The 13,439-nt window shown below is 61.0% G+C and carries 13 protein-coding genes, 2 pseudogenes and 1 riboswitch; of the genes and pseudogenes, 8 read left to right on the top strand and 7 right to left on the bottom strand.

What is annotated here, in order from left to right; all coding sequences use genetic code 11:
• Positions 1 to 538: 538 nt before the first annotated feature.
• Positions 539 to 1,000, top strand: a complete 462-nt coding sequence (locus AC0L26_RS00515) for a nuclear transport factor 2 family protein (protein WP_473630776.1) — start codon at positions 539 to 541, stop codon at positions 998 to 1,000.
• A gap of 11 nt (positions 1,001 to 1,011) precedes the next feature.
• Here AC0L26_RS00515 and AC0L26_RS00510 read toward each other — a convergent pair.
• Positions 1,012 to 1,569, bottom strand: a pseudogene (locus tag AC0L26_RS00510) (IclR family transcriptional regulator domain-containing protein); the annotation flags it as partial.
• On the opposite strand from AC0L26_RS00510, the gene AC0L26_RS00505 reads away from it, so the two are divergent.
• Entirely contained in the window at positions 1,456 to 1,977 is a 522-nt protein-coding gene (locus tag AC0L26_RS00505) for an aldolase/citrate lyase family protein (RefSeq protein WP_473630775.1), read from the top strand. The pseudogene AC0L26_RS00510 and the gene AC0L26_RS00505 overlap by 114 nt on opposite strands.
• Before the next feature lie 36 nt (positions 1,978 to 2,013).
• Positions 2,014 to 2,943 (top strand): 3,5-dioxohexanoate:acetyl-CoA acetone transferase, encoded by a 930-nt coding sequence (kce, locus tag AC0L26_RS00500; protein ID WP_473630774.1) that lies wholly within the window; start codon positions 2,014 to 2,016, stop codon positions 2,941 to 2,943.
• A 221-nt stretch (positions 2,944 to 3,164) separates the two neighbouring features.
• Here kce and AC0L26_RS00495 read toward each other — a convergent pair whose 3' ends face one another.
• Together AC0L26_RS00495 and AC0L26_RS00490 are read right to left on the bottom strand one after the other, a co-directional pair.
• A complete protein-coding gene (locus tag AC0L26_RS00495; protein WP_473630773.1) occupies positions 3,165 to 3,392 on the bottom strand; it encodes a UTRA domain-containing protein in 228 nt (75 codons plus the stop codon).
• 153 nt (positions 3,393 to 3,545) lie between these two features.
• Complete coding sequence (locus tag AC0L26_RS00490) at positions 3,546 to 3,989, bottom strand: SRPBCC family protein (protein WP_473630772.1); 444 nt, start codon at positions 3,987 to 3,989, stop codon at positions 3,546 to 3,548.
• Between the two features lie 617 nt (positions 3,990 to 4,606).
• On the opposite strand from AC0L26_RS00490, the gene AC0L26_RS00485 reads away from it, so the two are divergent.
• The 5 genes from AC0L26_RS00485 (at position 4,607) to AC0L26_RS00465 (ending at position 9,281) form a co-directional block, all read left to right on the top strand.
• Positions 4,607 to 5,692, top strand: coding sequence for an ABC transporter substrate-binding protein (locus tag AC0L26_RS00485; protein WP_473630771.1), 1,086 nt, complete (start codon positions 4,607 to 4,609; stop codon positions 5,690 to 5,692).
• A 70-nt stretch (positions 5,693 to 5,762) separates the two neighbouring features.
• Positions 5,763 to 6,800: an ABC transporter ATP-binding protein gene (locus AC0L26_RS00480; RefSeq protein WP_473630770.1), complete on the top strand. Its 1,038-nt coding sequence runs from the start codon at positions 5,763 to 5,765 to the stop codon at positions 6,798 to 6,800.
• Positions 6,797 to 7,654: an ABC transporter permease gene (locus tag AC0L26_RS00475; RefSeq protein WP_473630769.1), complete on the top strand. Its 858-nt coding sequence runs from the start codon at positions 6,797 to 6,799 to the stop codon at positions 7,652 to 7,654. The genes AC0L26_RS00480 and AC0L26_RS00475 overlap by 4 nt, the downstream gene beginning before the upstream one ends.
• The gene (locus AC0L26_RS00470; RefSeq protein WP_473630768.1) at positions 7,651 to 8,448 is read left to right on the top strand and encodes an ABC transporter permease; all 798 of its coding nucleotides are present in this window, start codon (positions 7,651 to 7,653) and stop codon (positions 8,446 to 8,448) included. The genes AC0L26_RS00475 and AC0L26_RS00470 overlap by 4 nt, the downstream gene beginning before the upstream one ends.
• Positions 8,445 to 9,281 carry a carbon-nitrogen hydrolase family protein gene (locus tag AC0L26_RS00465; protein WP_473631504.1) on the top strand — a complete coding sequence of 279 codons (837 nt, stop codon included), beginning with the start codon at positions 8,445 to 8,447 and terminating at the stop codon, positions 9,279 to 9,281. Before AC0L26_RS00470 ends, AC0L26_RS00465 begins: the two co-directional genes overlap by 4 nt.
• 237 nt (positions 9,282 to 9,518) lie before the next feature.
• Here the strand turns inward: AC0L26_RS00465 and AC0L26_RS00460 are convergent, their stop codons facing one another.
• The 4 genes and pseudogenes from AC0L26_RS00460 to AC0L26_RS00445 form a co-directional block, all read right to left on the bottom strand.
• On the bottom strand, positions 9,519 to 10,325 hold the full coding sequence (locus tag AC0L26_RS00460; RefSeq protein ID WP_473630767.1) for an ABC transporter permease: 807 nt from the start codon (positions 10,323 to 10,325) through the stop codon (positions 9,519 to 9,521).
• Positions 10,322 to 11,329, bottom strand: a complete 1,008-nt coding sequence (locus AC0L26_RS00455) for an ATP-binding cassette domain-containing protein (protein WP_473630766.1) — start codon at positions 11,327 to 11,329, stop codon at positions 10,322 to 10,324. Before AC0L26_RS00455 ends, AC0L26_RS00460 begins: the two co-directional genes overlap by 4 nt.
• A gap of 190 nt (positions 11,330 to 11,519) precedes the next feature.
• Positions 11,520 to 12,029, bottom strand: a complete 510-nt coding sequence (locus AC0L26_RS00450; RefSeq protein ID WP_473630765.1) for a superoxide dismutase family protein — start codon at positions 12,027 to 12,029, stop codon at positions 11,520 to 11,522.
• Between the two features lie 160 nt (positions 12,030 to 12,189).
• Positions 12,190 to 12,965 (bottom strand): annotated as a pseudogene (locus AC0L26_RS00445) (sulfite exporter TauE/SafE family protein).
• A 280-nt stretch (positions 12,966 to 13,245) separates the two neighbouring features.
• A riboswitch (TPP riboswitch) is annotated at positions 13,246 to 13,358 on the top strand.
• The last annotated feature ends 81 nt before the right edge of the window (positions 13,359 to 13,439 follow it).

Below are 13,439 nucleotides of genomic sequence, written 5' to 3'. Positions count from 1 at the left end.
GCTAAAGCCGGTACCATTTGGTACCTATCGTCGCGAGAATAGACTCGTGATATCAACAGCTTACTTGGTCGGGGTGCATTTCCCTCTCCCGCTACCAAAATCAAAATAAGTAGTTGAAATGATTAGCTACCACGGATCTGTGGTAGCGCTATCGGGTAAATTTCTCAACAATTTCAATGCTGAACGATCGGCGCAACAGGATGCTCATATCCGCCACGAGCAGTCGTTCGGGCTGAAGTCCGAGCGCGGTCGACGGTGAACGGCGACAGGTTATCGCTGAGCCTCAGACGCGAAACCAATCCGGTGCCGGCAACGTGCTTGAAACAGCTATTTCACGGACCGAAAACAAAGGCTGTTACAGCCGCGCGAGCGGGACGCGTCTGATACCAGGCGTAAGGAGTGGCGCGCAGCGAACTGCTGCATCGCAGATTCCAGGACGAGCCGGGGAAAGGGAGGTTCCAACCCTTCGTCTCCAGGACAAATGTTGGCAACGACCGGGGGCCAGCCCGGCCGCGGACGTGATTCAAAAGGCAGGAGCATGCAAATCGAGAAAGCGCGCCTTGAATTGACGCAAGTGCTCTACGCGCTAATCGTCGATTACTGGCATGACGTCGACACGAACTGGGGACGAAACGCACCGGACTACTACACCGAGGATGCGACATTCGCGGGGTCGGCGACGACCTATGAAGGGCGTGAGAAAATTCGCGCATTCTACAAGTGGCGGGAAGATCGGGGCGCTCGCACGGTTGTCCATTCGGTGCAAAATTTCCAGGCGATGTTCGACGGCGGTCCCGACACGGCGCTCTGCCATTGGGTACTGATGCTGTACGCCGCGGATGGCAAACCTGTGCTCCCGACGCACCCTCCTATCCAGATCGCCTACATGACCGATCGGCTCGTCAACACCCCACGGGGCTGGAAAGTCACTTATCGGCGTTTCGAGCCGTGGTTCGAAGGCGGCACGCCGCCGACCAACCCGGTCCTTGAAAGCAAGTGAAGTTGGCCTGGCTACAGCGCAACGGAATATTCGCGATGCACCGAAGCATCCAGACCGGCACGATTGCGGATGAAATCCAGCGCATGCTCGATGTTGGTCCGCGTATCGAGAAGGGGGGCCAGCACATTTTCTTTGATCTTGCCGGGGTCCACCGACGACTTGAAGAATGATACGGACATCACTGCCGCGACCTTGTCCCTTTCTATGATGGGAACTCCGAGAGTCGTCATTCGAAGCGGTTCAGTGCGCGGGTCACGCACGGCGTAGCCTGCGCGCCGGACACGGTCCAGGCGGTTCCGAAACGCCAGCTCTTCCTTGGCGCCAAACTCCATGGAAAAGCTCTTCCGGATGCGAACGATGTGCCGTTCTCGTTCTTCGTCATCACAGAAGGCCATGTAGGCGCGGCCCATTGCGGACTTGAACAGATCTGCGCGTTTGCGCAGAACGGTATTGGTATGCACGACAGGGCTGATCGTGCCGGTCCAATAAAGGATCTCGATTGCGTCGTCATCGAGAACGCCCAGTCCGATCGGCCACTTGATTTTTCTCGTCAGGCCGATGGACAGCGGCCGGGCAACTTCGGCGCGACCGGCGTCTGGCCGCATGTCGAGGCTCAGGACGCTGCTGTCACCTTCATTGCCATGATCGAAGACCCCGAGGCGCTCGATGAGATCGATGCGATCGTCGCGACGGACGGTCTCGACGGTGTTTTTATCGGACGTGGCGACCTCACGGTGGCACTCGGCGCTGAGGCCATGGACGCACCCCAGATCATGGCGACCTGCGAGAGGATCATCGCGGCAGCCAGGAAAGTCGGCAAGCCGGTCGCGATGATGGTGGCCAACGCGGAAGACGCGACGCGCTTTCACGCTATGGGCGCAACGACCTTTATCGTAGCGTCGGACCAGGGGTTCATGCGGCAGGCCGGACAAAAGGCCTATTCGGACATTTCTGCGGTGGGCGCCAAGGGCGCCTGACGCAGTCACTGCAATGCACTGACAGGAGAGAGCATCGTGACTACTCGGAAAGTGATCATCACCTGTGCCGTGACCGGCTCGATCCACACCCCGTCGATGTCGCCGCATATCCCGGTGACCGCACAGGAGATCGCAGACGCTGCCATCGGTGCGGCGAATGCCGGTGCGGCAATTGTCCACCTGCATGCGCGTAACCCCGAGAACGGCCGACCGGACCAGTCGCCGGAGGCCTTCGAGCCGTTCCTGAAAGTGATCAAGCAGCGCTCGGACTGCGTCGTCAACATCACAACCGGCGGTGCGGCCACCATGACCATCCAGGAACGCATGAAGCCTGTCGTCACTTTCAAGCCGGAGGTAGCTTCGCTCAACATGGGCTCGATGAACTTCGGTCTCTACCCCATGTTGAATCGCTTCACGGAATTCAAGCACGACTGGGAGCGGCCATATCTCGAAGGCTCGCGCGATCGCATCTTCAAGAACACTTTTGCGGACATCGAGCACATCCTGACCACCTGCGCCGAAAACGGCACGCGCTTCGAGGTCGAATGCTACGACATCGGCCACCTCTACACGCTTGCGCATTTCGTCGACCGGGACATCGTCAAACCGCCTTTCTTCGTGCAGAGCGTGTTCGGCATCCTCGGCGGAATAGGTCCTCACCCGGAGGACGTGATGCACATGAAGCGAACCGCCGACCGGCTGTTTGGCGATGCCTATTCGTGGTCGGTGTTGGGGGCGGGCGCGAACCAGATGCGCATTGCGGCGCAGGCGGCTGCGATGGGAGGAAACGTCCGTGTCGGGCTGGAAGACTCGCTATGGCTCGGGCCGGGCCAATTCGCCAAGACCAATGCGGAGCAGGTGGTCAAAGTGCGAGGCATCGTCGAGGGGCTGGGCCTGTCGGTCGCCACACCCACGGAGGCGCGCGAGATCCTTCAACTCAAGGGAGCCGATCGCGTTGCGTTTTGACGAGCGTTCTCGTCTTCTACGGCATATGCGATGCCGGCGATCATCTGCGGCAGGTTCTGATCCCAGAGCGGATGCTAGAGCAGCTGACCGCTATCATCAGTTTATGACGCAACCGCCACGTCCACCGGTGAACGCCGCTCCCGGTCGGATTCCAACCACCTTTTGAACGGGCAAATTGGTCGTCCCGCTCCCCTGCCGAGCCGAGCAGGATGAAGAGAGCCTCACTCTTGAGAGTTCGAAGCCTGCGCAAGCACATTCAAAAGCTGGCTGGTGTTGTCTATCGAGAATTGCACGCGCTCACTGGGCCAGACCGTCTCGGAATAGGCGATCGGCGTGCCTTTCATGTCCACGTCGATCTTTTTCAGAAGCACGATCGGCTGCGTTTCGGATTGCGCGAGCTGTCGTGCCTCTTCCTTGGTCGGCAGCCGCACGATGATGTCGGTGCGCAACCGGATATAGTCTGCAGCATCCTATGCGACTTTGGCCTAAAGATCGCTCGGCATAGCAGGTGCACACCTCAGCGAGGCTGAAGGTCCCGGAACGGATCGCGCAAGTCGTTGTCGACACGATCTGAACCTGGCCTTCGCGCTATCGTGATGCGGCTATTGATTGATCTCAGGCTCAACCAGCCTTGCCAGGTTTCGCAGCGATTCCTGCCAACCGAGATAACAAGCCTCGGCCGGAATGACGTCCGGTATACCTGCCTGCGTTACATCGAGCTCGGTTCCGACCGATACTCTCTTTAACGTCACGGTCACTTGCATCTCGCCAGGCAAGTTGGGATCGTCGAATTTGTCCGTGTAGCGCAGGCGTTCGCCCGGAACGAGCTCGACATATTCGCCGCCAAACGCATGGCTCTCGCCCGTTGTGAAATTCCGGAAAGACATCTTGAACGTGCCGCCCACTTCTGGCTTGAAGTGATGCACCGTGCAGGTAAAGCCGTTGGGTGGCAGCCATTTGGCGAGCGCGTCCGCCTCGATGAATGCACGATAAACTTTCTCTGGGCTGGTAGCCAGAACGCGGTGCAAGCGTACGGTGTTCGGCATAATCATTTATCCCTTCTAGATTGACGGAACTGACGCCCCTAAGGACGAACGGAACTTTACCAGCCCGACAGCGGGTCGAGCTTTTATCGAAAAAAGTTTCGTGTCCGACGCCCGGTCATGAGGTCCGTCTGGCTCGGACTTCCGACGCCATAACAGATCGAGATGGCGCAGCCTTTATCGTCGCCGGCTTGCTGCTGGCCACCGCGATCAAGCCGAGACAGCGCACGGTGCATGTCGCGTAGCGAATATCTGCATTGCAAGACGGCGCTTAGCGATCAAGAGCCGAGGCGCACATCACGCCAGCGGGCTTTCGACGGTTTCATTTGGATCGGCGGGTCTGCGGATGCTCAGAACCAACTTCACCGACGGAATGACACAAATGAAACCGTGGCGTGGAAATCCGACAAAGCAGTGAAACATCTCACCGCCAATGGTGGCGCCAGAAAACGACTGGATTTCTGACGCCTTGCAAATCGAACCCGATATCGAAGACGCGCCCCTAAGAGTTTCCGAGCTTGATGGCTTTTCAACCCACCCGCGAGTGCAGGCGGGCTTAAAGAAGGCATTTGGCGCGACAACGGCGACAAGAAACATAATCTTTGTAGAGGAAAATCAAAATGAATATTTATGCAAATCACGCCAGCCGGCGTTCTGTCCTGAGGCTGGGCCTGGCCGCTGCGGGCATGCTGGCCATGCCTGCGGTCCTGCGTGCCCAGGAGAAATCGCTGAAGGTCGGCGTCTATGGCGGTTACTTCAAGGATTCGTTCGACAAGAACATCTTTCCCGAATTCAGCAAGGCCACCGGCATAGCGGTTGAATCGATCGCCGAGCCCACCGGCGAGGCCTGGCTGGTGCAGATGGAGCAGGCCGCCCGGGCAGGACAAGCCCCGGCCGACCTTTCGATGATGGCGCAAGTGCCCACCCTGAAGGGACTGGAGACCGAGCTTTGGGCGCCGCTCGACCCGTCCAGGATCGCGAATTACGGCGACCTGCTCGACCGTTTCATTTCCAAATACCCGGATGGCCGCATCGCCGGCGTCGGGGCAGTCGCATGGTACGTCACATTGGTGACCAACACCGACACCTACCCGCAAGCGCCCGATTCCTGGGCTGCACTCTGGGACCCGGCCAACAAGGACAAGCTCGGCCTTTTGGCGCTGGCTACGAACTCCTTCCTGCTGGAGGTGACGGCCAAGACCTTCATGGGCGGCACCAGTGCGCTCGACACCGAGGCTGGCCTGCTCAAAGCCTTCGAAAAGCTCGCCGAGCTAAAGCCCAACGTGCGGCTGTGGTATCGCGACGAGGCGCAGTTCGAGCAGGCGCTGAAGTCGGGTGAGATCCCGATGGGCCAGTATTATCATGACGTCACCGGCCTTGCCGCCGCCGACAGCCATCCGGTCCGCTCCACTTTCCCGAAGGAGGGCGGCATCCAGGACTCCGGCAATTGGGTGCTGTCGCGCGCATCGACCAAGGTCGATGAGGCCCATGTCTTCATCGATTACATGAGCCGGCCGGCGACCCAGGCGCTGTTGTCGCGCAATGTCGGCACCGCGCCGACATTGAAGCGCGACACGCTCGACCTGACGGACAAGGAATTCGCAGCCGTGGCGTCGGACATAGACCCGGTGGTACCGCGCTACGATCTTTATCAGACGAAATCCGACTGGCTGAACCAAAAGTGGACGGAACTGATCGCCGGCTGACGACGCATCTTTTCCGGTCCGCAGAGCGGGTCGGAAGGACAGGAATGATCACGCGAGGCGGGGATTGGTCATGAACGGTTTGAAACTCGACAAGCTGTCGAAGCAGTTCGGCAACGTCACCGCGGTAGATGAGGTCGACCTCGATGTGCCGCACGGCACGTTCGTTTGCTTACTCGGACCGTCGGGCTGCGGAAAGACCACGCTCCTGCGCATGATCGCAGGCCTTGAGGAGCCGACCGTCGGCACCATCCGTCTCGATGGGGAGGACTTGACGCGGATGCCTACCCACAAGCGCAATCTCGGCATGGTCTTCCAGTCGCTGGCGCTGTTCCCGCATCTCACGGTCGGCCAGAACATCGCCTATCCGTTGCGCATCCGCGGCGCGGGAAAGCAGGAGCAGAAGCAGCGGGTCGAGGAACTCCTCGCCTCCATCCACCTTGGCGGCTACGCCGACCGATCAGTCTCCAAGCTTTCGGGCGGCCAGCGCCAGCGCGTGGCGATCGCCCGTGCGCTGGCGGTGTCGCCGTCTCTCTTCCTGCTCGACGAGCCGCTTTCGGCCCTGGACGCCAAGCTGCGCGAAGCCATGCAGGTGGAGCTTCGGCAGCTGCAGCGAAAGCTCGGCATTACCACCATCGTCGTCACGCATGACCAGCGCGAGGCCATGACCATGGCTGACCTGGTCGTGGTCATGGGCGACGGCAGGATCCGGCAGATAGCTTCGCCGCTCGAGATCTATCGCAAACCTGCCGATGCATTCGTGGCGGACTTCATCGGCTCGACCAACCTGCTTCAGGTCGAGGCTGATGCCGCCAAACGCACACTCGCTCTCGGCCACACCATTCCGGGCCTATCGCTGCCGGACGGAATGGCGAGTGGCCTTGTCTCGATCCGCCCGGAGGACGTGCGCCTCATACGAGGCACCGATGGCGCGATGTCCGGGAAGGTCACCTTCGTGCGCGACCTCGGCGGGACCATAGAGACCTTCATCGATGTGAGCGGGACGACCATCGTCGCAGTCTCGACGCCGCGCGAGCGCGGCAGTTTCGAAGCCGGCGGGGACGTCGGAGTCGTGCTGCCGGCCGAATGCTGCGTGGTGCTCAAGCAATGAAACGCGAGCCGCCCCGTACCGTTGCCGACTGCGCACCGTTGGTCTTCCCGGCCATCATGCTCATCGTCTTTTTCGTGGTGCCCTTCTCGACCATGATCGCCGTCAGCTTCTTCCAGCGGCAGCAGGGCGGGTTCTACACACCCGATTTCGTTTTCGACAATTACGCCCGCTTCGTCAGCGCGTTCTTCGCAGGCGTGCTCGGCTTCTCGCTGATGCTGGCCGTCACTGTCGCCATCGCCTGCGTGGTGATCGCCGTTCCCTTCACCTACCTGCTCACGCAGACATCCCGGCGCGTGCAGGTCGTGTGGCTCGTCTGTCTGCTGTCGGTGCTGTCGCTGTCCGAGGTCATTACCGGCTTTGCCTGGTCGATCTTGTTCTCGCGTACGGCGGGCGTCACCAACCTGCTTGTGGCGGCCGGCCTCATGGCCGAACCGCGGGCGCTGCTGCCCGGCTTCGGCGCCGTGCTGACGGCCATGGTGTACCAGGCGCTGCCTTACACGATCCTGGTTCTCTACCCCGGCTTGGTCAGGCTCGACCCGACACTCCTCGAAGCCGCTCGCACCCTTGGCGCTTCGCCTGCCCGAGGCTTCCTCGGCATCATCGTGCCGGCGCTCCGGAACACGATCGTCGCCACGCTGGTCATGGTTTTCGTCTTTGCGCTCGGCTGCTATCTGCTGCCGCAGATCCTCGGCCGGCCGCAGCATTGGACATTGTCGGTGCTCATCACCGACCAGGCGATCTATCAGTCGAACATGCCATTTGCTGCCGCCATGGCGGTGTTCCTGGTGCTGATCTCGCTGGCGCTGGTCGGGCTGACCCTGCTCATCGGCGGCCGCAAGGAGGCCACGATATGACCAGCAAATTCCTGCGCGGGCTCAGCTTCGCCCCGGTCGCGGTCTTCTTGGCGGCACCGCTGGCGGTTGTAGCCGGCGTATCCGTCAACGAGCAGCGATCTCTCACATTCCCGCCTCAGGGCTTCTCGCTCGCCTGGTACGGCGAGATCTTCACCGATCCGGGCTGGCGGGCAGCTCTCGTCGCATCGCTCGTGCTGGCAGGGCTTTCCGCTGCGCTCGCCGTGCTCGTTGCACTGCCGCTCGCCTGGTTTGTCTGGCGGCACATGGCGCCGTGGGCGAATATCTTCCGTCTTCTCGGCGTGGCGCCTTTCATCCTGCCGCCGGTCATCACGGCGCTCGGCATGCTGACCTTCTGGGCGATGGCCGGCTCCTACGGCGCGCCATGGACAGCGGTCATCAGCCACGCGATCTTTTTTGTGACGCTACCCCTGGTCACGCTGTCGCTCGGCTTCTCCGCTATCGACCGCTCGCTGGTGGAGGCGGCTTCGACCATGGGCGCAAACAGCCGGACAGCGCTTCGAACCGTCGTGCTGCCGCTGATCTTGCCCTATCTGATTTCCGGCTATGCCTTCGCCTTCGTTCTGTCTCTCAACGAATACATTGTGGCCTACATGACGGTCGGCTTCACCGTGGAAACGCTGCCCATCAAGATTTTCAACGCGCTGCGCTACGGCTACACGCCGGTCATGGCTTCGGTCTCAGTGTTCTTTGCGGCGATTGCCGCGCTGGTCTTCGCGCTCGTTGCGAGGTTCAGCGATCTGCGCAAGCTGCTGGGCGCTTTGGACGAGAGCTGATGCGTATCGCCGCCATTCAAACGCGCGCGGTGGCCGGCGATCAGGAAGCCAACCTTGCGCGGATCGAAGAGGCCGCGCGCGCCGCGGCTGCCGCCGGCGCAAGTCTTCTGATCGCGCCCGAACTCGCGCTCCCCGGCTACGGCGCGGGAGATGACATGCGCATGCTGGCGCAAACACCCGGTGGCGATCTTGTCACCCGGCTTGCCCTGGTTGCGAGCGAGTTGAAGATCGCCATCATTGCCGGTTTTGCCGAAATGGCAGAGGAGGAGATCCACAACAGCGCCGTCTTCGTCGATGGCCAGAATCCTCCCATCGTCTACCGCAAGACGCACCTCTACGGCGACTACGAACGCGGCATCTTTACTGCCGGATACCCGTCGGTCTCGATCATCGAGTATGGCGGCCTCCGGATCGGTATCCTCATCTGCTACGATGTCGAATTTCCCGAAAACGTGCGCCGCCTGGCACTCGCCGGCGCGCATCTCATCGCGGTGCCGACGGCCCTGCCCGCAACTGGCCACGCCGAGCTCATTGCCCGCAAGATGATCCCGGTCCGCGCCTTCGAGAACCAGGTTTTCGTCGCCTATGTGAACCACTGCGGCGCCGACGATCTTTTCTGCTATGCTGGCCTGTCGGCGATCGCCGCCCCCGACGGCACCCTTCTGGCCACTGCCGACAGCAGGTCCGAGGCACTGCTTGTCGCCGACATCCGGCCGGATGACTTCGCAGCGTCAGCTATCGCCGCTCCCTATCTGCGTGACGTGCACCACTGCAGCGAGTGGCCTCAGGATGAGGCCGCGGCTCACGCGCGCGATTGCCACTTCGCGCCATGAAGTTCGAGCTCAACGAGCCGTGATCCCTCCGTGCCCAGAGCAGTCGCTGGTATCGCCCCAGGCGCGCAGGTTCACAGGAACGAACGATGTTGGGTGCCGAAACCGGGGACCGCCGTTCTGGCTTCTGATCGAGCGCCAGATGCAGGACACGCCTTGCGTCGATTTTTAAGAAGCGCAGATCCATCCGGGGCGCATTGTCGATGCGCAGGCGATCGGGATCGCGACCGTTCGGCCCCCTCACCTTCTGAGATACAGCCACAGTGTCGTCGGCGCTAGGATCGCGGTCAGCGCCGCCGGCGCGATCAGGGCGAGGACGACCTGACTGAGTGTCGCCCCGCCACCCATCAGCCCGCGCAGCGCCGTCGTCATCAGCGACACTGGATTGACGTCGACGAAAGCCCGTAGCCAGTCCGGCATGGTGCCGGGGTCGACCATGATGTTGGAGGCAAAGACGAGAGGGAACAGGAAGGTGAAGCCGAGCGTCATCACCGTGGTTGGCGTGCGGATCAGCAGGCCGAGCACGATGAATACCCAGCCCATGCCGAACCCGATGGCGATCAGCATGGCAAAGGCGGCAAGCACCCCGAGGATGCCCGCTTCAGGCCGGTAGCCGAGGATCAGCCCGATCGTGAGAATGATCGATGCGGCAATCAAATGGCGCAGGATGTCACCCACCATCAGGCCGGCGAACGGAGAGAGCGACCAGATCGGCAACGATCGGAAGCGGTCGAACAAACCCTTGCCGAGGTCGGTCGACAATCCCATTCCCGAATAGACTGCGTTGAACACCACGGTCTGAACCAAGATGCCGGGTAGGAAGAACTGCAGGTATTCACCAGGCGAACCGGCGAGCGCGCCGCCGAAGACAAAGGTGAAGAGCAGCGTGAACATGATCGGAGTCATCACCAGATCAAAGAGCTGCTCCGGCACATGCTTGAATTTCAGCACCGCACGCCATCCGAACACGAGTGCGTTGGAAAGGGCTGATGGAGCTCTGGGCCGGGCGACCTTTTGCAGCCGCTGCAAGGATGTCGTGTCGATCATGGGTTGTCGTCCTTGCGGCTTTCACCCAGGCCCGGCTGGCTCGTCAGCGCAAAGAAGACCTCCTCGAGGCTGGGCTGGCCCATGGAGAAATCCGACAGCTCGATACCGCCGGCGACCAGATCGGCCAGCGCCTCGTTGGCGGCCTTCGCCGTGCCGGCAAGGACGGAGAGTTCACCGCCTTCGGCGCTGCGTTGGACGGGATGTTCCAGCCGTCGCTCCAGGATGGCCGCCGCCTCGTCCAGCCGCGCAACATCGGCGAGCGCGACATGGAGAAAGCCGGAGCCGGTGGCCGCCTTCAACTCGCGGCTGGTACCCTCGGCGATTTTCCTGCCGTGGTCGATGACGGCGATGCGCGCTGCGAGTTGATCGGCTTCTTCGAGATATTGCGTGGTGAGCAGGATGGTGACGCCGGACTCGGCGAGGCCGCGGATCATGCCCCAGACATCCTTGCGGGCGTTCGGATCGAGGCCTGTGGTCGGCTCGTCGAGGAACAGCACGCCCGGCGTGACGACCAGCGACGCGGCTATGTCGAGCCTCCTTCGCATGCCCCCTGAATAGTCCCTCACCTGCTTCGTCGCCGCTTCGGATAAGCCAAAAGCCGCGAGCAGGTCGTCCGCACGGGCTTTCGCGGCGCGGCCACGAAAGCCCCAGAGCCGGGCGAGCAGGACGAGGTTCTCCCGACCTGTCAGATCCTCGTCGAGCGAAGCGAACTGCCCGGTCATCGCGATAGCCGCACGGACCTCATGCGGGGCCTGCACGAGGTCGTGCCCCATCACGGTCGCGGAACCGGCGTCGGGGCGCGACAGCGTCGCGAGCATACGCATCAGCGTTGTCTTGCCGGCGCCGTTCGGACCCAGAATAGCGAAAATCATGCCACGCGGCACCTCGAGATCGATACCATCGACCGCGCGCAGCTTGCCGAAGGTTTTGACGAGGCCGCGGGCAGAAATGGCCGACTGGGCAAGACCCGTCGAGGGCACACCCATGGGAGAAGTATCGTTCATGCAATCATCCGGCAGTCACAGAATGAGCGCCAATTTCGGCGTGATGGCTGCGTTGTCAATCCTCTTCAGGCGCACGAGCGTCCGGCTTATCCTCATGCCAGAGGCTCCGGCCATGTACCATACCTGACCGCCGAGGCTGAAGAGCGGGTCAGATCATATGTCGGGCAGGTTTCTACTCATGTTGGGCTTTTCATTCGATCACGGCGCAGGCCTGACGATTTCCGGCATCACCGGCAGGCTGGCTTTTATAGTCGTCCTGTCCGCCATGGATCATCAATGCCTTGCCTCGTATCGCCGTTTCTCCACCATCCAACTTGACCACGCTGTTGAAAGCCTGGGCCTGCAAAACGCCGTCGGCGCCGACCCGCTGGTTTGGCATATCGCCTGCGTGCGGGCCTTTTTCAGTGAGATACCCATGTTCGGCATTGGTCGGATTGAAGTGCCCGCCTGCCGACTCATGGCCGGCCTGATGGTCGCACTTTCCGGTTTCATGAACATGGAACGCCACCCATTCACCCGCCGGCAGTCCTGTTACCTCCAACTCTATCAGCACACCCTTGGCCGTCTCGGTCAACGTGGCCGTTCCGTTCTTCTCGCCGGCCATGTTGACGAATTCGGCTTTCGCGGTCGCGGTGTCCTGAGCCGCTGCAGGCATCGCAACCGCCAGCGCCAATCCTGTTGTCGCAAGCAATTTTTTCATAGACTCGGCCTCCGGTTGTCCAAGCGTGCCAAACAACAAAGGGGACTCTTCGTTCCATTTTGGAAGTGAGTTTTTGTCTCCGGCACGGCCGCCGGAGAAACGAAGACAGTGCGTGGAACTCGATGGTCTGCGTGTCATGGGAACTGGAACCTCACGACATTTACACCAATTCGAAAAGTTCCGCGGTTTGCCAGCCTGCCAGCAGTATGATGACACCTCGAACGAGTCTGAGGAGCGTCTTTTCAGCGATCGACTTCACCATCAATCCGGCCATCGGCGCTGCGATCACGCCGCCAAGAACCAAGCCGGCAACGGCGACCAGATTTTCGGTCAGCTCTCCTGCCTCTTCCCAATGGCCCGTCAGCAGCGCAAACAAGAAGGTCAGAGACACCGAGAGCGTGATGAGGAACTCGCTGGCATTTACCGTACCAATAACGTAGCGGGGCGTTCCGCCAAAACCGAGAAGGCCCGTCGTTACGATGGGTCCCCATCCGCCACCGCCTGCGGCATCCAGAAAGCCACCACCAAGTCCAAGAGGAGGCACCGCGCCTGCAGGGCCGGGTTACTGGGGATTCGCCGGAATGAACGGAACAGGAGCCAAGCTCCGACAAGCGCAAGATATGTGGTCACATATGGCTTCATGACGGCTCCCTCGAACGAGGTGAGCACAAAAGCGCCGAGAACGCCGCCGAGCACGCCAAATGGCATCAGCCGCCAGAAGAGCTTCCAGTCAATGTTACGGTGATAGAGATGAGCCGAACCTGAGGCTGCGGTGGTAAACAGCTCAGCCGCGTGAACTGACGCCGAAGCGTGCGCAGGAGACACGCCAAACCCCAGTAGTGTCGTCGAGGAAACCACCCCATAGGCCATGCCGAGAGCCCCGTCTACAGCTTGGGCTACAAACCCCACGATCGCAAAAAGAATGAATTCTTGCATTTGGCTCTCCGAGGCGCGGGTCGCAATTGGCGATAGAGAAACCCGTTGCCTACAACGTATGCAATTATATCTTCACGCTTCCACAATTCATCAAACGCGCGGCATCGATAATGGTGGCGACGAACGGAAAACATCCGCTCGACCGATGCCTTTTCCCAAATCTCGACAGGATGCCGGCTTTTCTGTTTTGCTCAAATGTCCCTGACGGTACCTCAAACTCTCACCTGAGGTTTCACGCTGGACGCAGACTTGCAGCCCCACGCTTTATCTGTTTAATTGCCGCCATCCACAGGGGTGCTCCGTATCGTCGGGGCTGAGAGATGGGCTGCAAGCCCGTAAACCCTAGAGCTGATCTGGATAATACCAGCGGAGCGAGGCGGGCGATGTTTTCTGGCGCACAGATCTTTCTTTTTCCGATGTCCGGCGATTTCGTCGGCCCGCTCGAGGGCCATGTCACGATCGCGGTCTCGGCCA

Source organism: Mesorhizobium sp. WSM4823 (assembly GCF_055811195.1).
The sequence above is the reverse complement of the archived record's forward strand: the minus strand, read 5'-3'. Positions and strand labels throughout refer to the sequence as shown.